This is a genomic window from Streptomyces sp. NPDC052299 (genome assembly GCF_040679335.1).
GTDB lineage: Bacteria > Actinomycetota > Actinomycetes > Streptomycetales > Streptomycetaceae > Streptomyces.
Genome location: NZ_JBFAUP010000007.1, coordinates 62,619 through 87,323, shown reverse-complemented (window position 1 = coordinate 87,323; position 24,705 = coordinate 62,619). Strand labels below are relative to the sequence as shown.

At 74.0% G+C, this 24,705-nt stretch carries 17 protein-coding genes; 11 read left to right on the top strand and 6 right to left on the bottom strand.

The window, feature by feature from the left end; all coding sequences use genetic code 11:
* The first annotated feature begins 27 nt into the window (after positions 1-27).
* From AB0L33_RS14065 to AB0L33_RS14035, 7 genes are read left to right on the top strand one after another with little or no spacing between them, the layout of a single operon-like run.
* A complete protein-coding gene (locus AB0L33_RS14065; protein WP_365680989.1) occupies positions 28-3,216 on the top strand; it encodes an amino acid adenylation domain-containing protein in 3,189 nt (1,062 codons plus the stop codon).
* Entirely contained in the window at positions 3,213-8,759 is a 5,547-nt protein-coding gene (locus AB0L33_RS14060) for an amino acid adenylation domain-containing protein (protein WP_365680987.1), read from the top strand. The genes AB0L33_RS14065 and AB0L33_RS14060 overlap by 4 nt, the downstream gene beginning before the upstream one ends.
* A complete protein-coding gene (locus AB0L33_RS14055; protein WP_365680985.1) occupies positions 8,756-10,246 on the top strand; it encodes an AMP-binding protein in 1,491 nt (496 codons plus the stop codon). The genes AB0L33_RS14060 and AB0L33_RS14055 overlap by 4 nt, the downstream gene beginning before the upstream one ends.
* Positions 10,243-13,275, top strand: coding sequence for an amino acid adenylation domain-containing protein (locus AB0L33_RS14050; protein WP_365680983.1), 3,033 nt, complete (start codon positions 10,243-10,245; stop codon positions 13,273-13,275). The genes AB0L33_RS14055 and AB0L33_RS14050 overlap by 4 nt, the downstream gene beginning before the upstream one ends.
* Positions 13,272-13,481 carry an MbtH family NRPS accessory protein gene (locus AB0L33_RS14045; protein ID WP_365680981.1) on the top strand — a complete coding sequence of 70 codons (210 nt, stop codon included), beginning with the start codon at positions 13,272-13,274 and terminating at the stop codon, positions 13,479-13,481. The genes AB0L33_RS14050 and AB0L33_RS14045 overlap by 4 nt, the downstream gene beginning before the upstream one ends.
* Positions 13,478-13,738, top strand: coding sequence for a phosphopantetheine-binding protein (locus AB0L33_RS14040; protein WP_365680979.1), 261 nt, complete (start codon positions 13,478-13,480; stop codon positions 13,736-13,738). The genes AB0L33_RS14045 and AB0L33_RS14040 overlap by 4 nt, the downstream gene beginning before the upstream one ends.
* Complete coding sequence (locus AB0L33_RS14035) at positions 13,735-15,153, top strand: condensation domain-containing protein (protein ID WP_365680977.1); 1,419 nt, start codon at positions 13,735-13,737, stop codon at positions 15,151-15,153. Before AB0L33_RS14040 ends, AB0L33_RS14035 begins: the two co-directional genes overlap by 4 nt.
* Before the next feature lie 7 nt (positions 15,154-15,160).
* Here AB0L33_RS14035 and AB0L33_RS14030 read toward each other — a convergent pair whose 3' ends face one another.
* Positions 15,161-15,973, bottom strand: a complete 813-nt coding sequence (locus AB0L33_RS14030) for a methyltransferase domain-containing protein (protein WP_365680974.1) — start codon at positions 15,971-15,973, stop codon at positions 15,161-15,163.
* Between the two features lie 92 nt (positions 15,974-16,065).
* Here AB0L33_RS14030 and AB0L33_RS14025 point away from each other — a divergent pair, with 92 nt between their 5' ends.
* Together AB0L33_RS14025 and AB0L33_RS14020 are read left to right on the top strand one after the other, a co-directional pair.
* Positions 16,066-17,004, top strand: a complete 939-nt coding sequence (locus tag AB0L33_RS14025; protein WP_365680972.1) for an aminoglycoside phosphotransferase family protein — start codon at positions 16,066-16,068, stop codon at positions 17,002-17,004.
* Between the two features lie 51 nt (positions 17,005-17,055).
* Complete coding sequence (locus AB0L33_RS14020) at positions 17,056-18,375, top strand: VWA domain-containing protein (RefSeq protein ID WP_365680970.1); 1,320 nt, start codon at positions 17,056-17,058, stop codon at positions 18,373-18,375.
* Between the two features lie 99 nt (positions 18,376-18,474).
* Here the strand turns inward: AB0L33_RS14020 and AB0L33_RS14015 are convergent, their stop codons facing one another.
* The 4 genes from AB0L33_RS14015 to AB0L33_RS14000 all read right to left on the bottom strand — a co-directional run bounded on the left by AB0L33_RS14015 (position 18,475) and on the right by AB0L33_RS14000 (position 23,149).
* Positions 18,475-19,323: a GH25 family lysozyme gene (locus AB0L33_RS14015; protein ID WP_365681413.1), complete on the bottom strand. Its 849-nt coding sequence runs from the start codon at positions 19,321-19,323 to the stop codon at positions 18,475-18,477.
* A 386-nt stretch (positions 19,324-19,709) separates the two neighbouring features.
* Entirely contained in the window at positions 19,710-20,480 is a 771-nt protein-coding gene (locus AB0L33_RS14010) for a phosphatase PAP2 family protein (RefSeq protein WP_365680968.1), read from the bottom strand.
* Complete coding sequence (locus AB0L33_RS14005) at positions 20,481-21,434, bottom strand: YihY/virulence factor BrkB family protein (protein WP_365680966.1); 954 nt, start codon at positions 21,432-21,434, stop codon at positions 20,481-20,483.
* Positions 21,434-23,149, bottom strand: coding sequence for a diacylglycerol kinase family protein (locus tag AB0L33_RS14000; protein WP_365680964.1), 1,716 nt, complete (start codon positions 23,147-23,149; stop codon positions 21,434-21,436). Before AB0L33_RS14000 ends, AB0L33_RS14005 begins: the two co-directional genes overlap by 1 nt.
* A gap of 192 nt (positions 23,150-23,341) precedes the next feature.
* On the opposite strand from AB0L33_RS14000, the gene AB0L33_RS13995 reads away from it, so the two are divergent.
* Entirely contained in the window at positions 23,342-23,722 is a 381-nt protein-coding gene (locus AB0L33_RS13995; protein ID WP_365680960.1) for a VOC family protein, read from the top strand.
* A 46-nt stretch (positions 23,723-23,768) separates the two neighbouring features.
* Complete coding sequence (locus AB0L33_RS13990) at positions 23,769-24,200, top strand: SRPBCC family protein (RefSeq protein WP_365680958.1); 432 nt, start codon at positions 23,769-23,771, stop codon at positions 24,198-24,200.
* A 12-nt stretch (positions 24,201-24,212) separates the two neighbouring features.
* Here AB0L33_RS13990 and AB0L33_RS13985 read toward each other — a convergent pair whose 3' ends face one another.
* A complete protein-coding gene (locus AB0L33_RS13985; RefSeq protein WP_365680956.1) occupies positions 24,213-24,701 on the bottom strand; it encodes a flavin reductase family protein in 489 nt (162 codons plus the stop codon).
* Positions 24,702-24,705 lie beyond the last annotated feature (4 nt).

The window sequence follows — 24,705 nt, the reverse complement described above, 5'->3', positions numbered from 1 at the left end:
GCTCGGCGTGCGCGCCGAGGGAGTCGGATGAGTACCCAGGCCGTTCAGTCGTACCTGACGCATGGCCAGAAACGTCTGTGGTTCCTGCACCAGATGGACCCCGACGACGCCTCGTACAACATCCCGCTGGTCCTGCGCCTCTCGGGGGAGCTGTCCGAGACCGCCCTGTGCGCTGCCTTCGACGCGGTGGCGGCCCGGCACGAGGCGCTCCGGAGCCGCTTCCCCGCCGAGGACGGCGAACCGGTCGCACTGGTGGCCGAGCCGGGCCCGGTCGACGTGGAACGCCACGACCTGCGCGGCGAACGCGACCGGCTCGAACCGCTGATCGCCGAGCGCACGAACCGCGCCTTCGACCTCGCCCGCGGCCCGTTGCTGCGCGTCGCCCTCTTCCGTACGGGAGACAGCGAGCACGTCCTCTGCGTGGTCCTGCACCACATCGTCGCCGACGGCTGGTCCCTCAACGTCCTGCGCGAGGAACTGGCGGCGCACTACACCGCACACCTCCGGGGCGAGACCGCCCACCTGCCCGTCCCGCCCGCGCACCCGGCCGGGCAGGAGAGGGACGCGGACGAGGAGCAGGCGCGCGAAGCCCTCGCCTACTGGCGGGACCGCCTGGACGGCGCACCCGCTCTGGAACTGCCCCTCGACCGCCCCCGCCCCGAACACCCGTCGCCCGAGGGCGCCTTCCACACCCGGCTCCTCACCGGCGCCGGACCCGTGATCGACGCCCTGGCCCGGGCCCGGCGCTGCACCCCGTTCATGGTGCTGCTCGCCGCCTACCAGGCGACCCTGCACCGCCGCACCGGGCAACGCGACTTCTGCGTCGGCGTACCCACGGCAGGCCGCTCGGGACCCGACGCCGAACAGGCCATCGGCTACTTCTCGCGCACCCTGGTCCTGCGCTCCGACCTGGCCGGGACGCCCACCTTCGCCGACCTGCTCCGCCGCGCCCGCACCACGGTGCTCGGCGCCTTCGCCCACGAGCGCATCCCCTTCGAGGAACTGGCCGAATCCCTGCGCCTCGACCGCGACCCCGGGCGCACCCCGCTGTTCCAGACGATGCTGACCGTCCACACCCAGGACGCCGGTCTGCTGCGCGACGCGTCCTTCGCCGGTCTCGGCTGCACCGAACTGGACCCCGCCATGCGGGCCTGCAAGTTCGACCTCACCCTCGATGTGCGCCGGGACGGCGAGGACGTGGTCGCCGTCTTCGGCTACCGCACGGACCTGCTGGACGAGGAGTGGGTCGCCCGCCTCGCGCGCTGGTTCGAGACCCTGCTGCGCGGAGCGGCGGACGCCCCGGACACCCCCGTCCACCTCCTGCCCCTGCTGGACGAACCCGAACGCGCCGCCCTGGACGCCGCCGGCCGGGGGCCCGCCCTGCCCGACGGCCCGTCCACGGTGCACGACGCCATCGCCCGGACCGTACGCGAGCGCCCCGACGGCCAGGCCCTGCGCGGGCGGGACACCTCGCTCTCGTACGCCGAGCTGTGGCAGGGCGCGGGCAGCCTCGCCGCACGGCTGGCCGCCCAGGGGGTGCGGCGCGGGGACACCGTCGGCGTGCTGCTGCCGCGCGGACCGCACGCCGTCGTGGCGATGCTCGCCGCCTGGCGCGCCGGTGCCGCCTACCTCCCCCTGGACCCCGACTACCCGCCCGCCCGGATCGCGTACATGGCCGCCGACAGCGGCGCCCGGACCGTCCTGACGTCCCGCGACACCACACTGCCCGGGCTGCCCGGAAGCGTCCGCGTCCTGTACGTGGAGGACGGGGACGACACCGGTCCGGCGGGGGAGTGCCCCACCGCCCCGCTCCCCGAGGACCCCGCGTACCTCGTCTACACCTCCGGCTCGACCGGCAAGCCCAAGGGGGTCCTCGTCCCGCACCGGGCGCTGGCCGAACGGGTCCGCTGGATGCGCGAGGGGTACGGGATCACGGCCGAGGACCGCGTCCTGCACTGTGCCTCGCTCAGCTTCGACACCTGCGCCGAGGAGCTGTTCCCCGCGCTGGCGGCCGGTGCCACTCTCGTCGTGGCCGACCCCGGTGCCACGCTGCCCGACCAGCTGGCCGAGGACTTCACCGCCGACGTCACCGTCATGGACCTGCCCACGCCGTACTGGCAGCACCTGGTCGGCGACCTGGACGTCGTCGCCTGGCCCGGCGGGCTGCGGTTGCTGATCCTGGGCGCCGACCAGGTCCAGTCCGCCGCGGTCGGCGCCTGGCGCGAGCGGTTCGGCGACCGGGTGCGCGTCGTCAACTCCTACGGCCCCACCGAGACCACCGTCATCGCCACGACCGCCGACCTCGGCGACGCGGACACCCGCGCCCGCCCGCCCATCGGCACCCCGATCGGCGGCGTCACCGCCACCGTGTGCGACGAGCACGGCGGCCCGGTCCCGCCCGGCACCCCCGGCGAACTCCTCCTCGGCGGTACGGGGGTGACCTACGGCTACACCGGACGGCCCGGCGCCACCGCGCGCGCCTTCGTCCCCGACCCGTACGGCCCGCCGGGCTCCCGCCGCTACCGGACCGGTGACCTCGTACGCTGCCGGGCCGACGGCGCCCTGGAGTTCTTGGGGAGGCTGGACGGCCAGCTCAAGGTGCGCGGTTACCGCGTCGAGCCCGGCGAGACCGAGAGCGCGCTCCTCGCCCAGCCCGGGATCGCCGAGGCGGTGGTCGTCGCCCACCGCGAGACCCTGGTCGCCTACGTGGTTCCGGCCGCCGCGGACCTCGATCCCGCCGCCCTGCGGAGCGCCGTGGGAGCGCTCCTACCGGCCCCTCTCGTGCCCGCCGCCGTCGTCGTGCTGGACCGGCTGCCGCTCACCCCGAACGGCAAGCTGGACCGCGCGGCCCTGCCCGCCCCCGAGCAGCGCCCGGAGCTCCGCGCGAGCTACCTGGCCCCACGCACCGAGGCGGAGGAACTGGTCGCCGACATCTGGCGCGAGGTGCTGGACGTCGAACGGGTCGGCGCCCTGGACGACTTCTTCGACCTGGGCGGGCACTCCCTGCTCGCCACCCGGGTCATCGCCCGCGTCCGGGCCACCGCCGAGCTCACCGTCCCCCTGCGCACCCTCTTCACCCACCGCACGGTCGCGGCCTTCGCCGAGGCCGTGGAGGCCGCCCTGACGGCCGAGATCGAGGCCCTGTCGGAGGAGGAGGCGGCCGCCCTTCTCGCCTCGGACAGCGGCACCCTGGAAGGAACCGGTACGCCGTCATGAGCGACACCACCACGTCCCCCGCGGACCTCTCCGACGCCAAGCGCGCCCTGCTCAGCCGCCGGCTCCGGGTCGGCCGCGCCGCCGCCTCCCGTCCCGCCGTCCCCCGGAGACCGGAGGGCGCCGTGCCGCCGCTCTCCTTCGCGCAGGAACGCCTGTGGTTCATGGAGCAGTTCGCGCCCGGCACCGCCGCGTACAACATCCCCGTCGCGCGCAGACTGCGGGGCGAACTGGACCGGGAGGCACTGGCCCACGCCCTGGACGCCGTCACCGCCCGGCACGAGACGCTGCGCTCCCGCTACCCGGTGACCGACGACGGCCGCCCCCTGCTGGAGATCGCGGAGCCCGCGCCCTCGCCGCTGCCCCTCGTGGAGGCCCGGGACGAGGAGCACGCGGCCCGGCTCGTGGACGAGGCGGGGGCCGAGCCCTTCGACCTGGCCGCCGGTCCTCTGCTGCGCTCCCTGCTCGTACGCGTGGCCGACCGGGACCACATCCTGCTGCTGGTCGTCCACCACAGCGTCAGTGACGGCTGGTCCAGCGAGATCCTGATCTCCGAGATCCTGCGCTGCTACGCGGCCCGCGTCGCAGGGGACGGCGACCCCCTGCCCGAACTGCCGGTTCAGTACGGGGACTTCGCCCAGTGGCAGCGTGACCGGCTGAGCGGGGACGCGCTCACCGCCGAAGTCGCCTACTGGGCGGACGAGCTCGCCGGAGTGGAACCGCTCGTCCTGCCCACCGCCCGGCCCCGGCCCGCGCGCCAGACCTTCGACGGGGCGGGCTACGGATTCCAGGTGGAGCGTGACCTCCTCGACCGGCTCGCCGCCCTCGGCAAGGCGCACGGCGCCACCCTCCACATGGTGCTGCTCGCCGCCTTCCAGGAACTCCTGGCCCGGTTCAGCGGCCAGCGCGACTTCGCCGTCGGTTCACCCGTCGCGGGCCGCCCCGAACCGGAACTGGAGGGCCTGGTCGGCATGTTCGTCAACGTGCTGGCCCTGCGCGCCCGGCTCGACGGCGACCCCACCTTCGCCGAGCTGCTGGAACGCACCCGTGAGACCTGCCTGGAGGCTTACGCCCACCAGGAGTTGCCGTTCGCGCAGCTGGTCACCGAGCTGAACGTGGAACGCGACGTCTCCCGCTCCCCGGTCTTCCAGGCGGTGCTCGCCGTCCAGAACTACGCCACCGGCCGGCAGGCCACCGCCGGTCCGGGCCTGGACGTGGAGACCTACGGCCTGCGCGCCTCCGGCACCCGCTTCGACGTCGAACTCTTCCTCATGGAGTGGCCGGACGGGCTGCGCGGCGCCTTCAACTACAACACCGACCTCTTCGCCGAGGCGGACATCGCCCGGCTCGCCGCCCACCTCGACCGCCTGCTGCACGCCGTGGCCGACCGCCCGGACGTGCCGCTGTCCGGCATCGACCTGCTCTCGGACGGCGAACGCGCGCTGGAGATCGAGGAATCCAACCGGACGGAGGTGCCGGTACCTGCCGGCGCCACGCTGGTCTCCCTCATCGCCGAGCAGATCGCCCGCACCCCCGACGCCACCGCCGTCACCGCCGACGGACGCAGCCTGACCTACGCCGCGCTGGACACCGCAGCCGACCGCGTCGCCGCCCGCCTCGCCGCGGCGGGCACCGGCCCCGGGGACGTCGTCGCGGTGGGCGCGGAACGCTCCCTCGAACTGGTCGCCGCGCTCCTCGGCGTGCTGCGCACCGGCGCCTGCTACGTCCCGCTCGACACCGAATACCCGCCCGAACGTCTCGCGTTCATGCTGGACGACAGCGGTGCGCGGGTGCTCCTCACCCAGCGGGGCCTCCCCGTCCCCGAAGGCTGCCGGGCCACCGTCCTCCACCTCGAGGAGGACGACGACGAGCCCTTTCGCGGGAGCGCTCCCACGGTACCGGAGGGCACTCCGGCGCCCGACGACCCCGCCTACCTCATCTACACCTCCGGCTCCACCGGCCGGCCGAAGGGCGTGCCGAACACCCACCGCGCCATCGTCAACCGGCTGTTGTGGATGCAACGCAGCTACCCCATCGGTCCCGAGGACTCCGTGCTCCAGAAGACGCCGGCCGGGTTCGACGTCTCCGTGTGGGAGTTCTTCTGGCCGCTGATGACCGGCGCGCGCCTCGTGCTGGCCCGTCCCGGGGGCCAGAAGGACGCCGCCTATCTGGGCGAACTCATCCGCTCCGCACCCGTGACCGTCGCCCACTTCGTGCCCTCGATGCTGCCCCTCTTCCTCGCCGAGGAGGTCGCGCGGCGGTGCACGGCCCTGCGCCGCGTCGTGTGCAGCGGCGAGGCGCTGCCGCCCGACACGGCGCGCGCCTTCCACGAGGCACTGCCCGGCTGCGCCCTGGCCAACCTGTACGGGCCCACCGAAGCGGCCGTCGACGTGTCGGCCTGGGAGTGCCAGGGGCCGTCCGACGTGGTCCCCATCGGCTTCCCGGTCGACAACATCCGCCTCTACGTGCTGGACCGGGCACTGCGGCCGGTGCCCCCGGGCGCACCCGGTGAGATCCACATCGCCGGGACCGGGGTCGCCCTCGGCTACCACCGGCGGCCGGGGCTCACCGCCTCCCGGTTCGTCCCCGACCCGTACGGCCCGCCCGGCTCGCGGCTCTACCGCACCGGCGACCTGGGCAGACGGCGCCCCGACGGGGCCCTGGAACACCTCGGCCGGATCGACCAGCAGGTCAAGCTGCGCGGCCTGCGCATCGAACCGGGCGAGATCGAGTCGGCCCTGCGCGCCCTGCCCCCGGTGAGCGAGGCGGCCGTCGTCGTGCGCGAGGACACCCCCGGCGACAAGCGGCTCGCCGCCTACCTCGTCACCGCCGGGGAGGAGACCGCGCCCGACCCGCAGGAACTGCGCGCCGCGCTGAAGCGGGTGCTGCCCGACCACATGGTGCCCGCCTCCTTCACCACCCTGCCCGCCCTCCCGCTCACCCCCAACGGGAAGCTGGACCGGCGCGGGCTGCCCGCCCCGCAGATCCACCGGACGAACGGCGCGGCCAGTGCGCCCGGGACCCCCGCGGAACGGGTGCTCGCCGCGATCTGGGCCGATGTGCTCGGGCTGGACGAGGTCGGCGCGGACGAGGACTTCTTCGACCTCGGCGGACACTCGCTCCTCGCCACCCAGGTGGTGGCCCGCGCCCGCGGGCTGCTCCCGGAGGCGGGCGCCCGGCCGGTGAGCGTGATGGACCTGTTCACCTGCCGGACCGTCAGGGACCTCGCCGCGCTGGCGGACACCCCCGAGGACGCCCGGGGCCCCCGCCGACTGCTGCACCGCCTCACCCCGCAGGCCCCGGCGGGGCGCCTGCGCGCCACCCTGGTCTGCGTCCCGTACGGCGGGGGCAGCGCGGTCGTCTACCAGCCCGTCGCCGACCTCCTGCCCGAGGGCTACGAGCTGTGGTCCGTCGCCATTCCGGGCCATGACGTCGGTGTGACGGAAGAACACCTGCCGTTCGGGGAGCTCGCGGAGAGCCTGGCCGCCGAGATCCGGGAGCGGGTCCGGGGGCCGCTGATCGTGTACGGGCACTGCGGGGTCGGCACCGCCCTGGCCGTGGCGACCGCGCGCCTCCTCGAAGCGTCGGGCCGCGAGCTCGAAGCCGTCTACGCGGGGGCGCAGTTCCCGTTCGCCAAGCCGCGCGGACGGGTGCTCGGCGCCCTCTCCAAGGTGGCGTCCCTGGAGTCGCTGCTCGGAAACCGGGTGTACGTCAACTGGCTCACGGGCATGGGCGTCGACACCTCCCAGCTCGACCGGGAGCAGACCGAGTTCATCGTGGGCAACATGCGCCGCGACAGCCAGGCCGCCGAGGAGTACTTCACGGGGGCCATCGCGGACGTCGAGGCGGGAGCCCCGAGGCTGCGCGCCCCGCTGGTGTCGCTCGTCGGCGACCGCGACCCGGCCGCCGACTTCTACCAGGAGCGCTACCGGGAGTGGCTGCTCCTCGCCGAGCGCTCGGCGGTCGCGGTCATCGACCAGGGCGGCCACTTCTTCGTGAAGTACCGGGCCGCCGAGGTCGCCGAGGCGGTGACGAGCGTCCACGAGGCGATCCGCGCCGAGACCACCGCGACCCTGCCCGCGCGCTCCCCGGACGCCGCCTGGTGGTTCCACGCCGAGACCGGGCCGCCGGGCGGCACCCAGGCCGGTCCGGCGGACGACGCCGGCACGGAGGACCCGGGCGCCCCCGCACCCGGCGCCGCACGCTTCCTCGCCGTGGTGCTCGGGCAGTTGGGGTCGATCGTGGGCTCCGCGCTCACGGAGTTCGCCCTGCCCATCTGGATCCTGCTGGAGACCGGCTCCCTGGCCCGGTTCGCGCTGTACTCCGTCGTGGCGATGCTGCCCGGCATCCTCGTCGGCCCGCTGGCCGGTGCCGTCGTGGACCGGTTCGACCGGCGCAAGGTCATGCTCGCGGGCGACCTCACGGCAGGGCTGAGCCAGGTGGCCATGCTGGGGCTGCTCCTCGGCGGCGCACTGGACACCTGGTATCTGTACGTGCTGCTCGGCAGCCTCTCGGTCGCGCTCACCTTCCAGCGCCTCGCCTACAGCTCCGCGATCCCGCAGCTGGTCCCCAAACGCTATCTGGGCCACGCCAACGGTGTCGTACAACTCGCCTTCGGCGCGGCTCAGTTCGTCGTGCCGCTCGTCGCGGTGGCCCTGATGGCGGGCATCGGTCTGCGCGGCATCCTCATCCTCGACATCGCGAGCTACGTGGTCGCGGTCGCCGTACTCGTCTGCGTCAGGTTCCCCCGCACCCTGCCCTGGACCCGCCGGGAACCGGTCGTCGAGGAGATCAAGCAGGGCTTCGCCTACACCTGGCGGCACCGGGGCTTCCGTTCGATGCTCCTGTGGTTCGCCGCGCTCAACCTCTTCCTGTCGCCGCTGTTCCTGCTGGTGACGCCGCTGGTGCTGTCCTTCGACACCCTCGACGGGGCGGCGGCCGTCGCCACGGCGGGCGGGGCCGGGGCCGTCGCGGGCGGGTTGATCATGGGCGTGTGGGGCGGGCCCCGCAGACACCGGGTGCGCGGCATGCTCGCGCTGGCGGGGGTGTTCGCCCTGGCCGGGGCGGTGACCGGGCTGCGCGCCGACCTCTGGGTGATCGGTGCCGGTGCCTTCGGGATGTCCTGCGCCATCGCCCTGGTCAACGGGGTCTACTCGACGATCGTCCAGGTGAAGGTCCCGCAGCGCTTCCACGGCCGCGTCTTCGCCCTGAACACCATGGTCGCCTGGTCCACCCTCCCCATCGGCCACGGACTCGTCGCACCCCTGGGCGCCCGGCTGTTCGACCCGCTGCTGGCCGACGACGGAGCGCTGGCGGGCAGCGTGGGACGGGTGCTGGGCACGGGTCCGGGGCGCGGAATCGGGCTCATGTACCTGCTGTGCTGCCTGATGATGCTGGCCTTGGTGGCCCTCGCGCTGCGGCTGCCGGTCCTCGCCCGCTTCGACCGCGACGTGCCGGACGCCGAACCCGACGACCTCATCGGGCTCCGGGAACGCGCGGCAGCCATGGCCGCCTCCGCACCCCGTCCCGCAGGGGCCGACCGGTGAGCCCCGCCGCGCCCCCGCGCTCCCTCGTCGAACTGCTGGCCCACCGCGCCGCCCTCCACCCGGACCGCGTCGCCCTCCGCAACGGGCCCCGCGCCCTGGACTTCGGCACCTGGCGCGACCGGGCCGCCGCCCTCGCCCACGGCCTGCTCGCCCGTGGCCTGCGCCCCGGTGATCCGGTCGGGCTGCGCTACGGGGCCACGGAGTGGACCGACTACGCGGTCGCCTACTGCGGGGTGCAGTGGGCGGGCGGCATCGCCGTACCCCTGTCCGACCGGCTGGCCCCGGCCGCCACCGCGCACATCGTCGAGGACAGCCGGTGCGCGGGCGTCCTGCACGGTGCGGGCGGGCCACCGCCCCGGCTGCCCGAAGCCGTATGGCGGGCGACCTGCGACGAGCTCGGGACCGGGGCCGGGGACGAACTGCCGTTCCCCGACCCGTCCGCACCCGCCCAGTACCTCTACACCTCCGGTACCACCGGGCTCCCCAAGGGCGTCCGGGCCGCCCACGCCAACCTCGCCCACGGCTGCACCCTGGACGAACGCCGCAGACCCCTGCGCCACTCGCGCACCTTCCTCCACAGCTTCCCGATCGGCACCAACGCGGGACAGACGATGCTGGTGAACTGCCTCGACACGGCGGCCACCGGTGTCGCCGCCCCGCAGTTCACCCCGCGCCGGTTCGCCCGGCTCATCGAGGAGCACGCGGTCGGCAGCGTCTTCCTGGTGCCCGCCACCGCCATCGAACTGCTCGCGTCCACCGCCCTCGCCGGCCGCGACCTCAGCACGGTCAAGCTGGTCGGCTCGACCGCGGCGGCCCTCCCGCAACCCGTCGCGCTACGGCTCGCGCAGGCGTTCCCCGGGGCGCAGATCGTCAACTACTACACCTCGACCGAGGCCGCGCCCGCCCAGATCACCCTGCTCTTCGACCCCGACCACCCCGACTCGCCCGGCCGGCCCGCCTCCCTCGGACACCTGCGCATCACCGACGCCGAAGGGCACCCGGTGGCCACTGGTGAACCGGGCGACATCTGGCTGCGCTCGCCCACCGCGCCCCGCGCCTACCTCGGCGCCCCCGACGCGGACGCCGAGGTCTTCCGGGGCCGCTGGGTGCGCATGGGTGACATCGGACGGCTCGACGCGGACGGCTACCTCCACCTGCTCGACCGGGAGCGCGACGTCATCAAGTCCGGCGCCCACAAGGTGTCCACGATCCAGGTCGAGAACGCCCTGCACGCCCACCCCGACATCGCCGACGCCGCCGCCTTCGGCATCCCGCACCCCGTGCTGGGCACCGTCGTGGCCGCCGTGGTCGTGCCCCGGCACCGCGAACCGGACACCGCCCGGTTGCGGGCCTTCCTGCTCGACCGGCTCGCCGCGCACGAACTGCCGGCCCGGATCCTCTTCCGCGCCGCCCTGCCCCGCAACGAGGGCGGCAAGGTCCTCAAACGTGAACTCCACCGGCTCCTGGACGACGAGGCGACCCCATGACCCCCTCCTTCGCAACACCGGCCCCGCTCGACCCGGCCCAGCACGGGCTCTGGGTCACCGAGCAGACCCTTGACACCGGCTCGGCCTACCACCTCAGCCTCACCCTGCACATCCGGGGGCCGCTGGACCCGGCCGCCCTGGCGACGGCCTGGGGCGACCACGTACGGGCCACCCCCGTGCTCGCCTCCCGGACCGATCCCGCCGGGCCCGGCCTGCTCCCGGGCGACGCACCGCCCCTGCGGCTGGTGACCGCCGAGCCCGGCGACCTCGGCAAGCTCCGCGACGAGGAGACCGCCGCCCGATTCGCCCCGGGCGAGGCCCTGGCGCGCGCCACGCTGTTCACCACCGCCCCGGACCGGCATCTGCTGCTCGTGGTCGCCCACCACCTCGTCTTCGACGGCGAGTCCAAGGACCTCCTGGTCAACGGACTGGCAGAGGCGTACCGGGTGGTGACGGGGGAGAGCCGGCAGCCCCCGGCGGCCGAGGCGCCGACACCCCCGCTGCCCGTCTCCGACACGGCCGTCCACGAAGCGGCCCGCTTCTGGGCCGGCCGCTGGCGCGACGCCCCGGCCCCCGCCCTCCCCGGCCTCACCGCCCACCACGCTAACCCCGTCGCCCCGGGCCCCGGCAGCGCCTGCGGCTTCCGGCGCGAGGGGGAGTGGCACGCCCGCCTCGTCACCGCCGCCGCGACGCTCGGCGTCACCCGGTTCGAACTCCTCACGGCGGCCTGGCACGCCCTGCTGCTGCGCTACGGCAACACCGCCCCCGCCACCGCGATCGAACTCTCCACCCGCGTGCCCGGCGCACCCCGGCAGACCGGCCTGCACGTCAACGAACTGCCCCTCTTCACCGACCCGCGCCCGGGGCTCGCCTTCGCGGACTTCGCCCACGAGGTCCGGGCCGGACTGCGCGCCCTCTACGCCCACCGCACCGTCCCCCTCAGCCGTGCGGTGCGTGGACTCACCCCACGCACCGCGCTCTGCCCGGTCTCGCTCAGCTACCGGCGGCGCGACACCTCCCGGCCCGCCGACTTCGGCCCCGGCCTCGACGTACGCACCGAGTGGACCGGCTTCGCCCGCACCGCCCGCAACATCGCCCACCTCCAACTGGTCGACGCCCCCGACAGCCTGGAAGGGAGCCTCCAGTACCGCACCGCCGCCTTCGAGGGCGAGGCGCCCGCCCGCGTCCTGGACCACTTCCTCACCCTGCTCGACGGGGCCCTGGCCGCCCCGGACACCGCCCTCGGCCGACTGCCCGTGCTGCCGCCCCGGGAGCGGGCGACGCTGCTCACCGACACCACCCGGGCCCCGGGCAACGCCCCCGCGACCCTGCCCGCCCTGTTCGCCGCCCAGGCCGCCGCGACCCCGGACGCCGTCGCCGTCATCGAGGGCGACTCGACCCTCACGTACGCCGAACTCGACGCGGCCGTCCGCCGCCGCGCCCACCGGCTGCGCGAGCAGGGGGCCGGTCCCGGCGCGCTCGTCGGCATCGCCCTGCCCCGCTCCGTCGCCCAACTGGTCGCCGCCCTCGGCACGCTCACCGCCGGTGCTGCCTACCTGCCGCTGGACCCCGACCACCCGGCGGAGCGCCTGGCGTTCCTCCGCGCCGACTCCGGGATCACTCTCGAGACCGCCACCGACCCGGGGGCCGAGGACCTGGACCGGCTCCCCGATGCCCCTGCGGCGCCCGCGCCGCCCTCCCTCGCGGACCCCGCCTACGTGCTGTACACCTCCGGCTCCACCGGTGTGCCCAAGGGCGTCGAGGTGTCGCACGCGGCCCTGGCCAATCTCCTCGCGGCCCTGCGGGACACCACCGGCACGGGGCCCGGCAGCCGCTGGCTCGGGCTCACCTCGCTCTCCTTCGACATCTCCACCGTCGAACTCTTCCTGCCGCTGATCACCGGCGGCACCGTCGTCCTCGTCCCGGAAGGCCGCCACCGCGACGGCACGGCCCTCGCCGAGCTGGTCGGACGCCACCGCCTCACCCACGTACAGGCCACCCCCAGCGGCTGGCGCACCATGCTCGCCGCCGGGCTCCGCGCACCGGACCTGGTGGCGCTGACCGGGGGAGAGGCCCTGCCCGACGCGCTCGCCCGCGAACTGCGCACCGCCGTCGGACGCCTGGTCAACGTGTACGGGCCGACCGAGACGACGGTCTGGTCCACGGCCGCCGACCTCGGCCCCGACGACCCCGTGACCATCGGCCGCCCCTTGGCCAACACCCGCACCTATGTCCTGGACGCCTGCCTCCAGCCGCTGCCGCAAGGGCTGACCGGCGAGCTGTACATCGGCGGCGACGGGGTCGCCCACGGCTACCGGGGCCGTCCCGGACTCACCGCGGCCCGCTTCGTCCCGGACCCCTTCGGCCCGCCCGGCGCCCGCCTCTACCGGACGGGCGACCTCGTCCGGCTCACCGCCGACGGCCGCATCGCCTTCGCGGGCCGGTCGGACACCCAGGTGAAGGTGCGCGGCCACCGCATCGAACTCGGCGAGATCGACGCCGCCCTGGGCAGCCACCCGCAGGTCGCGCAGGCGGTGACGGTGCTGCGGGAGGCCCCGGAGGGCGAGCCCGGCCGGCTGGTCGCCTACGTCGTGCCCGAGCCCGACCGCGCACCCGCCACGCCCCAGGCACTGCGCGACCACCTCGCCCGCTCCCTGCCCGCGGCGGCCCTTCCCGACGCGTTCGTCGCGCTCGACGCGATGCCGCTCACCCCCAACGGCAAGCTCGACCGGGCAGCCCTGCCCGAACCGCCGCGCGAACGGACCACCGTCGAGGCAGCCGCGGACGTGGGCGACGAAGGCATCACGGCCACCGTTCTCGCCATCTGGCGCGAGGTGCTGGACCTCGACGACCTCGGGCCCGACGAGGACCTCTTCGACCTCGGCGGCCACTCCCTCACCATCACCGCCATCGCGAGCCGCATCCGCAAGGAGTACGGAGTCGCCGTGCCCTTCGACGTCTTCTTCGACAGCCCCACCGTCCACGGCGTCGCCGCCTGCGTCGCCGCACTCATCGAGGAGAACCAGTGAACACACCCGCCCTCCGCTACCTGGTGGCGGTCAACGACGAGGAACAGCACGCCCTCTGGCCCGCCGAGACCCCCCTGCCCGCCGGGTGGCGGGCCGAGGGGTTCAGCGGTACGGAGGAGGAGTGCGTGGCCCACGTCGACCAGGTGTGGCCCGACATCAGGCCCCTGAGCCTGCGCCGCCGACTGGCCGCCGGGGAGGGCAGTTGAGCACCGCCCAGGACCCGGCCACCGCGGCACGAACACGGCTCGCCGGGCTGATCAGCGAAGCCATGGACGGGCAGCTCGCCGCGGCGGACATCCTCACCGCCCGGGGAACCCTCACCGAACTGGGGGTCAGCTCCCTGGCGTTGCTCCGCCTCGCCGACGCCCTCGAGGACGAATTCGGCGTGGAACTCGACCTCGCAGACCCGGCGTTCTACCAGGAGGACATCGACAGCCTGGCGGCCCGGCTGGTGACACGATGAACGGCCTCGCCACCGCCCGCACCCTGCACATCCCCTTCGCCGGGAGCAGGGCGGGCACGGCACCCCTCACCTGGGGCCAGCGGGCGATCTGGAACGCGATCCTGCGCACCGCGCCCAACGACGTCTACTTCAACATCGGGCGCCTGCTCCCACTGGGCGAGCGCGGCCGGGTCACGGACGTGCGCCGGCTCGCGACCGCGCTCACCGCCCTGATGGAGCGTCACGAGGCGCTGCGCACACGGCTGTACGACGGTGAGGACGGTGAGCCCCGCCAGTCGCTCACCGACTGCGGCGCCCTGCCGGTCACCGTGGTGGACGAGCCCGACGCGGAACGCACCGAGGCGACCGCCCGCGCCCTGCTGGACGAACTCACCGCCACCCGCTTCGACTACGCGCGGGAGTGGCCGCTGCGCGTCGCTGCCGTCTGCCACCGGGGCCGGATCACGCACGCTGCGCTGGTCCTCTGCCACCTCGCGGCCGACGGCCACGCCGCCGAACAGGTGGTACGCGACCTGAGGCTCCTGGTGCGCCGGGGCTCGGCCGGTCGGGCCCCGCGCACCAACCCTCTCGACCTCGCCCGGGACCAGCACACACCGGCCGGCGTGCGTCGCAGCGAACGGGCCCTCGCCCAGTGGGAGAGCTTCTACCGGACCATGCCGCCGACCATGTTCCCCCGGCAGGCCGCCGAGCCGCGCACCCCGCGCTTCTGGAGCGGCCGTCTGGTGTCCGAGGCGCTGATGAGGGCGACGGACACACTCGCGACCGCCCACCGGATCAGCGGGTCGACCGTCCTGATGACCGCCCTGGCCGCCCTGGTCGCCGCCGAGGGCGGGCACCCGGCGGCGGCCATGATGCCCATCGTCGCCAACCGGGCCGCCGATGACCGGCGGGACCTGGTGGCGATGCTCTCCCAGGACGCGCCCTTCCTGCTCGACACGGCCGGCGCCGAACGGTTCACGGACCTCCTGCCGGTGGCGTGGCGCGCGGCCCTGGCGGGCTACCGGGCCGCGTCCTACGACCCGGTCGCCTGGGAGGCCCTGCGCGAGCGCGTCGGCCGGGAGCGCGGCACCCCCGTACACCCGTACTGCTGCTACAACGACCAGCGGTTCTTCGTACGCCCGCCGGACGACGGGCCGCCGCCGGACGCCGCGGAGCTGCGCGCCGCACGGGCCCGTACGGAGTTCGGCTTCCCGGCCACCGAGGACAAGCTCGGCTGCCGGTACTGCGTCCACGTCACCGAGGAGGAGGGCGTCCTCGCCGTCATGCTCACCGCCGACACGGCCTACCTCCCGCCGGCCAGGATCAGGGCGCACCTGTGGGCTCTGGAGGAGGTCGTCGTGGCGTCGGCGTGCGGCGAGGCCCCGCTCCTGGCCGGCCTCCCGGCCCTCCTGGCGCGCGCGGAGGCGGCCGCCTGACGCCCGCTCACGGCTGCTGCGGGCGGCGCCCCCACGCGGAGATCATCGGCGCGGTCGCGAGGTCGAGGCGACCGGTCCCGACGTTCGCGAGATGGCGGTCGATCTCCTCGTCGGTGGCCAGCCCCGCCGCCACCAGCCGGCCACGGATCTGCCGCACCGTCGCGGCCTCCAGGACCGTGCACGCCGGTGAGGTCACCGGGAAGTACGCGTCCGCCCGGACGTCATCGAGGCCCGCCTCGCGCAGCAGCCGGGGCAGCGTCCTGCCGTACTCCAGGTCCGCGCCGCGCCCGGCCATCAGCGACCGGAAGCCCGAGCGCAGCCGGTTGGCGAGCCGCTGCTCCGGCCCCGACTCGTCCGGGCACAGCAGCGGCTGCAGGCCCGGGTCCGCGTCCTCCAACAGCAGCACGCCCCCCGGCCGCAGCGCCCGCACCATCCGGCGCAGCGCCTCCGCGCGGTCGGTGACGTGCACCAGGACCAGCCGCGCGTGCACCAGGTCGAAACCGCCTTCCGGCGGCGGGTCGGCGGCCACGTCGTGCTCCAGCACCTCGATCACCCCGCCGGCGATCCCCTCGGTCCACGACACGTCGATGTCGGTGGCGACCACCGTCCCGTCCGGTCCCACCCGCTCGGCCAGACCGAGTGGCACGGACGGCCCGCCCGCACCGACCTCCCAGCACCGCATGCCGGGCCCGATGCCCAGCTGGTCGACATGGCGGAACGTCACCGGGTCGAAGAGTTCGGAGAGCGCGCCGAAGCGGACGCCCGCCTCCGACTGCTGGTTGTCCAGGAGATAGCCGTGATCGGATGCGTGCTGAGCCATGGCGCAATTCTGACAGCCTGGCCGGAAATGGCCGACCGGCTCGGCCCAGGCCCCGAAAAACGGCTCGACAGCCGGGCGCGCGGCGCCGTGTGATGGTCCGGACCGCCCGTCGCGCGCAGCGGGCCGAGGACAGGGAACCGCCGTTGGGAGCCACGAGCGACCGCCCCGCGATCGACACCCCGCTGGTCAGGCGGCTGGTCGACAGCCAGTTCCCGCAGTGGGCCGGACTGCCGCTGGAACGGCTCACCCGAGCCGGTGCGGACCATGTGATCCACCGGCTGGGCCGCGAGCTCTCCGTACGGCTGCCGCGCTACGCCGGTGCCACCGGGCAGGCCCGCAAGGAGCACACCTGGCTGCCCCGGCTCGCCCCGCACCTCCCGCTGGCCGTGCCCGAGCCGGTCGCGGTGGGGGAACCGGGGTCCGGATACCCGTGGCCCTGGGCGGTGACCCGCTGGCTGGAGGGCGAGCCCGCCACCGCCGAGGACCTGGGCGACTCGCGCGAAACCGCCGTGGCCCTCGCCGGATTCCTGACCGCCCTGCGACGCTTCGAGCCCGGCGGCCACCCCCTCACCCCCGACATCGACCGCACCACGGACACCCTGCGCGGCCGGGACCGGGCCACGCGTGCGGCGATCACCGCGCTGGACGGGGTGTTCGACGCCGGGGCCATGACGAAGGTGTGGGACGCGGCCCTGGACGCCCCCGCTTGGGACCGGCCCCCGGTCTGGGTGCACGGCGACTTCCACACCGGCAATCTGCTCACCCGCGACGGTCGCCTCAGCGCCGTCATCGACTTCGGCGGGCTCGGCCTCGGAGACCCGGCCTGCGACATGATGATCGCCTACACCCTGCTGTCGGCGGACAGCAGGGCCGCCTTCCGCTCGGCGCTCGGCCCGGACGACGCGACCTGGACGCGGGGACGTGGCTGGGCCCTGGCCACGGGCCTGAACGCCTACACCTTCCACGCCGCCACCGACCCGCGCGTCGCCGCGCAGACGACCCGGCAGATCAACGCGGCCCTCACCGGCTGAACACCCGGGCCCGGTCGACCGCGCGGAACACCGGCAGGCAGACTGGGTGCCGTGACGACACTGAGCAAGGGCGCCAACATGCCGGTGGCCCCGTCCGCCGTCCGGGCCGTGCTGAGCTGGACGGCCGGGCCCGCCGTGCCCGACGTCGACGCCTCCGCGCTGGTGCTGGGCGCGGACGGGCGGGTCCGCTCGGACGACGACTTCGTCTTCTACAACCAGCCCCGGCACGCCTCCGGGGCCGTACGCCACCTCGGCAAGCAGCCCGGCTCCGACACCCTGGAGGCCGACCTCGCCGCGCTGGGGCCCGACGTGGCACGGGTCGCCCTGTGCGCGTCGGCGGACGGCGGCACGTTCGGGCAGGTGCCCGGCCTCCGTCTCCGGCTGCTGGACGCCGGGTCGGGTGCGGAACTGGCCCGCTTCGACATGGCGGCAGGACCGGAGACCGCCCATGTGTGCGGGGAGCTCTACCGGCGGGCGGGCGGATGGAAGTTCCGCGCCGTGGGCCAGGGTTACGCCACTGGGCTCGCCGGCCTGGCGACGGACTTCGGGATCAGTGTCGACGAACCTCGCCGTGCACCGGCCCCCGCCGCCCCCGCCGCGCCACGCCTCAGCAAGGGCGAGGAGCGGCTGCCGGTCGACATGCGCAAGCGCCTCTCACTGCGCAAGCAGCAGGTGGCCGTCAGCCTGCGCAAGCACGGCCTGGACCGGCTGACCGCCCGTGTGATCCTCGTCCTCGACGCCTCCGGATCGATGAGCGCCCTCTACTCGCGCGGCACCGTCGCGGGCGTCACCGAACGCGTGGCGGCCGTCGCCGCCCAACTGGACGACGACGGTGAGATGCAGGCGTGGACCTTCGCCTCGACCCCGGCCAGGCTCCCCGACCTGACCATCGGTGAACTGCCCGAATGGCTGCGACTGCACGTACGGGTCGGCCAGATCAGCATGTTCGGGCGGAAGAAGCCCCAGAAGGGACTGCTCCCGGGTCAGGCCGACATGCGCGCGGTCGGCATCCAGAACGAGGAGCAGAAGGTCATCGCCGAGGTCCGGGACTTCGTGCGAGCCGAGCCGGTGCCCGCGCCGACGCTCGTGCTGTTCTTCTCCGACGGCGGTGTGTACCGCAACGACGAGATCGAGCGCGAGCTGCGCGCGGCGGTCGAGGAACCCGTCTTCTGGCAGTTCATCGGCCTCGGCCGGGGGCAGTACGGGGTGCTGGAACGGTTCGACACCATGCCCGGGCGCCGGGTGGACAACGTCGGCTTCTTCGCCGTGGACGACATCGAGCAGCTCTCCGACCAGGAGCTGTACGACCGGCTCCTGTCGGAGTTCCCGTCCTGGCTGCGAGCCGCCCGGCAGGCCGGCATCCTCCGCTGAGCCGTACGGGCCACGCGTGCGGGTGCGTAGACGGAAGGGCGGCCACCCGGTGCGGGCCGGAGCCCGCGCCGGGTGGCCGCCCTTGTTCCGGCCGGTGTCTCAGGTGTTGTTGGCCAGAGCCAGCAGCCGGCTGGCGTCACCGTTGAACCGGTCCCGGTCCACGGCTCCCGAAATGCCGCCCACCGAACCGGAGTCGGTGTACTGCCAGAACGTCCAGTACGGGAAGCCCTTCGGGATGGTGGGGCTCGCCGCGGTCGTCCAGTGCGCGGTGAAGAGCGGGCTGCGCGCCGACATGCCGCTCCAGCCGCCCGTGCACGAGTTCCACCAGCTCGCGCTGGTGTAGATGACGACGTCGCGGCCCGTCTTGGCCTTGTACGTGTTGTAGAAGTCGAGGATCCACGACTGCATCGCGGAGGCCGACTTGCCGTAGCAGCCGCCCTCCAGGTCGAGCATCCCCGGAAGGGTCAGGTTGTCCCGCGACCACGCGCCACCGTGGCCCGCGAAGTAAGTGGCCTGGGCCGCTCCGCTGGACAGGTTGGGCCGCGCGAAGTGGTACGCGCCCCGGATCACCTTCGCGTTATAGGCGTTGAGGTAGTTGGCGTTGAAATTGGGGTCCTTGTACGAGGTGGCCTCGGTGGCCTTGATGTAGGCGAACTTGATGCCCGCCGACTTCACCGACGACCAGTTGATCGAGCCCTGGTAGTGCGAGACGTCGATGCCGGGGAGCGTCGTCGCCTGGATGGAGGCGCTGCTCTCCGGAGTGAGGTCCACGTGTCGGTCGTCCGGGGCGAACGTGTCGCCGTCGGCGAGGTAGCCGGCACCCATGTACCCGTCGCCGAGCGGGATGGCCCCACTGGACGACGTGGGCGGCTGCGGAGACGCCGAGGCCGGGGCGGCGGTGACGGTGGGCACCACCACCATGCCGAGGCCGACGGCTCCGAGGGCCATCAGCTTGCGGAGTGCGGGTCTGCGGCTGCGGATCGATAACACGGGAGCCTCCTGGGGTGAGCGGCGCGAAGGTGGGGTCTACTCGCGTAGCATGTGGAGCGGTTCCGAGCGTAGCGGCGGGTGCGGGGGATGGCCTGTCACGGAGCGCGGAGGGGCGACTCTCTTGACGAGGGCACGCCACGAGTGACGCATGAACACCACTGCGTCGTAAAGGGTTTTGGATCGGTCTCTGTGGTCCAGTCCAGTGAAGAAGCCGCCGAGCTGGGGCAACACCGCCAACCGGGTGAGAAGTTTCACTCCGCTGAAACTCCGGCGCGCGCCCGGCGGTCCGGGAGGCGGACACCACGGCCGCGTACAGACCCGGCAGACGGCGGGGGCCCGGCGCTTCAGCCTTCTGGGGCCGAGCCCGTCAGCTCGGGCTCCAGACCTTCCGTCACCTCGCTGCGTCCCCTGCCGGATTCGGCCCGCCACGCCTCGAAGGCCCAGGCCGTCCACGCCACCACGGCGAGCCCCAGCAGCCAGCCGCCGACCACATCGCTGAACCAGTGGACGCCCAGCGCGACCCTGGTGAAGCCGACACCGAGCACCGAAAGCACCGCCACCGCCCAGCACACCACCCGGCCGCGCCGGGGCACCATCGGCAGCAGCACGAGCAACAGCACCGCGAACGTCGTCGTGGCGGTCATCGCGTGCCCCGACGGGAACGAGAAGCCGGGCGCCCGCGCCACCGGATCCTCCAACGACGGCCTGGCCCGCTCGACCACCACCTTCACCAGGAGGCCCGTCAGGCCCCCGGCCACCGCCGTGACGGCGGACCAGGCCGCCAGCCGCCAGGCCCGCCGGTACAGCAGCCAGCCGGTCAGCAGCGCGACCGCGCAGCGCAGCGTCAGTGGGTCCCAGACCCGGTCGGACAGGAAACGCAGGGCACTCGTCCAGGCCGGGTGATCCAGGGCCGTGCGGTGCAGCCGGCCCGCCGCACCCGAGTCCAGTGCGCGCAACGGCCGCCAGTGGCCCTCCACGAGGACCAGCACCAGTGCGAACGGCACCGCGGACACCGCCGCGACGGCCGCCGCTCCGAGCAGGCGCATGCCGAACGCGCGGTCCGCCGACCGGCGCCGGTGCTCCCGCAGCAGTCGTGTGGTGGCTCGTACAACCATTCAAGCTCCCGGATCGGCTTGTATCGGACCGGGCCGGCGGGCGCGGGCGGCTTCCAGCTGCGCCGCGAAGGACAGCCCGAGGAACAGGGCTATGGAGGTCAGATAGGCCCACAGCAGCAGCGACATGAAGGCGCTCAGCGGACCGTAGACGGTGTCGAAGGAACCGCTGAGGGAGAGGTACTGGCTCAGCAGATAGGTCAGCGCCGTCCACAGCACCAGATACAGGGCCGCGCCGAACGCCAGCCAGGTGTAGCCGGGCTGGTTGCGGCGCGGGGAGCGGCGGAAGATCGCGCTCGCCGACATCAGCGCGAGGAGCAGCCCGCACGGCCAGCGCAGCAGGTCCCAGGCGGTCCGTGCCGTGTCGCTCAGGTGGTACACCGTCGCGGCTGCCGTGACGAGGTCGCCGCCGACGACCATCAGGATGAAGCCGAGCCCCAGCGGGATGCCGGCCGTCAGCGACATCACCAGACCCCGGAAGTACTTCTGGTGGAACGGCCGGTCGCGCTCGACCCCGTAGATGCGATTGGCCCCGCGCTCTATCTGGCACATCGCCGTCGTCACGTTGACCAGCGAGAACAACAGGCCGAACCAGAGCGTGAGCTGGGATCCCTCACCGGCCCGCCGGCGGCTGCGGTCGAGCGCGTCGTCCACCACATCGGCGCTCGGCCCCGCCGCGATCCGGTGGATCGTCAGCTCCGCCAGCCTGCCCACGTCCTCGGTGTGCAGCGAGGCCGAGAGCCCGACGAACGCGATCACCAGCGGGATGACCGCGAGCACCGTCTGCAGCGCCAGCGCCCGCGAGTGGCTGAACCCGTCGGCGTAGCGGAAACGGACGAACGAGTCGCGGATCAGCGGCCAGCGCCCGTAGCGGCGCAGCGAGGCCAGGGCCTCGTCCGCGGTCAGCTCGTCGCCCGTCATGTCGCGGGTCTGCGGGACCCGGGTCGCCGTACCCATCACTCACCCTCCGACGGCAGGAGGACGGTGAGCGCCCCCGGACGCACCTCGGCGACGAGCCGGCGGCCCCGGCCGACCGGGTCGCCGTCCAGCTCCCTCGACTGCGGTGAGGCGAAACGGAGTTCGGCGCGGCGGAAGGTGAAGTACTCCACGGCTGAGCCCGCGGAACCGCTCGGCTCCGGACGCCCGCGCAGCACCGCACCGACGGCGCGCAGCCAGCCTCCCGGGCCGTGCGGGTCGAACACCGCCAGATCCAGCAGCCCGTCGTCGGGCTCGGCGGACGGGACCAGCGTGGCCCCGCCCTGTACGTCCCCGATGTTGGCGAGCAGCACCATCCGCGCCGTACGACGCAGCACCGGTCCGTCGTCCAGCCGGACGGACACCGACATGCGCGGCGCCCGCAGACTCCTCAGCCCGGCGACCACGTAGGCGGGCCAGCCGATCGCGGCCTTCGCCGCACTGCCGGTGTTCTCCAGCATGGCGGCGTCCAGGCCGGCCCCGGACATCGCGGTGAAGTGGGTGGCGGGCAGGCCGTCGCCCTCGATCCGGCCGAGGTCGATCCGGCGCTCGGTGCCCGACAGCGCGGCGGCCAGCGCTTCGGCGGGCCCCACCGGCAGACCGAGGTTCCGGGCGAGCAGGTTGCCCGTGCCGCACGGGACGACGGCCAGCGGGACCCCCGTCCCGGCCAGCCGGTCGGCCGCCGCCCGGACCGTTCCGTCGCCGCCGCACACCACGACCAGCGACGCGCCCGAGCGCACCGCTGCCGCCGCCTGCCCGCCGCCCGGATCGTCGGCGGTCGTCTCCACGAACTCCGCGGCGTGCCGCCCGTGCTGCTCCAGGACGAGCCGCAACGTCTCGCGCCGCTCCTCGTCGGTGACCGTCGGGTTGACGACGACCACCGTGCGGCCCTCGATCCGCTCCGCACGCTCGGCCGCCGCCTCCTGGGCGATCTCCATGGCGCTCGAAGGGACCGGTGCCGGGCTGGTGCCCTCGGCCAGCAGGGCCCGGCCCGCCACCAGCAGCGACAGGGCGCCGTTCAGCATGCCGCCGAGCACATCGGTGGGGTGGTGCATCCCCCGGTAGAGCCGGGCGAGCCCCACGAGCAGCGGGATGAGCAGCAGCAGCCCGGCCAGCACCTTGCGGCCCCGGCCGCGTCCGCCGGGGAGGAGGGCCAGCACGGCCAGCCCTGCGTAGAGGGCCGTCGCAGCCCCGGTGTGGCCGGAGGTGTAGCTGGCCGTCGGCGGCGAGGCGTCGAGCCGGTCCACGTCGGGCCGGTCGCGGTCCACGCAGATGGTGATGACCAGGAAGACCAGGGACTGGAGCGAGACGCCGACGGCGAGGAAGACGGCCTGCCGCCACCTCGGGAGCCGGGGGAGCACCACGAGGCCCAGGCACACCAGGACCGTGATCACGATGATCGTGAGGGTGTTGCCGGCCTCCGACGCGACGAACGACACGTCGGTCAGGGGCCCCGTTCGCAGCTGCTCGAAGCCCTCGTTGACCTCGTCCTCGGCATTCAGCGGCCAGATCGCCCCGGCGGGCCCGGTGATCAGGAGCCCGAGCCCCACCATCAGCGCCGCCTGGCCGACGGTGAGCGCGGCGAGGCGCAGCCCCGCCGTGCGGAGGCCGGTCGTCAGGGCGGGGGAGCGGCCCGCTCGGGCGTGGGTGCGGTGCTCCGTCGGCCGGACGGGTCTTTCGGGCTGGGTGGCGGACATGGGTTCCCCCTGTTCGGCGGCGAGGGAAGGCTTCGGTCCTTCCGGTGCACCGCCGTCTGCCCCGTAATCCGCCGGGCAGGCATGCCGTCGGCACCGGCCACGGAACCGCCGGTGACCGGGTGTGACCGAGGGCGGCGCGGGTACGCGGTGCTGCGTCCGGAGGAACGAGCAACCGCGAACAGGAGGACGGTCATGGCGGTGCCCAAGACGGGTCTGCTGGTGCTGGACTGCGCCGAACCCCAGGAGCTGGCGGACTTCTACGCCGCCTTGCTCGGGGCCGAGGTCCGCCCCGGCTACGACCTCGATGTCATCGAGGTGGTGGGCGCGGCCGGAATCCACCTCGCCATCCGCACGGACCACGGCTATGCACCGCCGAGCTGGCCGAGGCCCGACGATTCGCAACAGGCCCACCTGCGCATCCTGGTCGCCCGCGAGGACATGGACGAGGCGGAACGGGAGGCCGTCGGCCTCGGCGCACGTCCCCTCGACACGAAGAACAACGGCGGCGCACGCGACGCCCGCCTCTACTCCGACCCGGCCGGACACCCGTTCACGCTGGCGACACGCCCCTAGGACGTGTCGGCGGCGCTACTCACACCTACTACGACTAGGAGTTCCCATGTCTTCCTCGATCGTCGAAACCGTCGACATCAAGGCCCCGGTCGCCGTGAGCTGGGCCCTGTGGAGCGATGTCGCCCGCTGGCCCGCCTTTCTGAGCCACGTCCGTCGGGTCGACCCGCTGGATGCGCGCCGGTTCGCCTGGCAGCTCTCCCTCCCCGGTGCCGACAAGGAGTTCGTCGCCGAACTCACCGAGGTGATCCCGGAGGACCGGATCGCCTGGAAGACCATCGAAGGCGTCCAGCACGCCGGGGTCGTCACCTTCCACCGGCTGGACGACGAGACGAGCCGGGTGGCCCTCCAGATCGAGTACGACCCGCAGGGTTTTGTGGAATACCTGGGCGCCCTCACCAACCTGGACTCGGTGCTGGCCAATTACGACCTCGGCGAGTTCCAGAAGCTGGCCGAGCGGACCGCGCGGGGCGACTTCTGATAGCCCCGGCGCTCAGTCCACGGGGTGCCCCGGCGGAATGCCGATGGCCCCGGAGACCGACAGGAACGGGAAACCCCCGTCCGCCGGGTGGCACATCTCTTCCGGGGCGAGCAGATGCCCGACGTGGTCCCCGCCGTCGACGCGCCGTAGGACGCGGCCCACGAACCACGCGGGCGCCTCGTCCAGCACCGGCACCCCGCCGGGGCCGGGGTGCCAGGCGACCCGCGCGAACTTGTCCGTGCGGTCGCCGGTCTCACCGCCGAAGAGCCGGGCCAGGGCGTCCTGTTCGCGGCGGAGCAGATGGACCGCGAGCCGGTCGGCGCGGGCGGCGACCCGGCAGGTCCGGTTCAGCTCCGACAGCCACACCATGAACCGGGGCGGCCGCATCGAGCACTGGGACCCGAAGCCGACCAGGCAGCCGGCCCGCTCACCGTCCGCTTCAGCGGTCACCACGTACATCGGATAGTCCAGCGCGTCGGTGAACCGGTCGAATGCGTGCACGGCG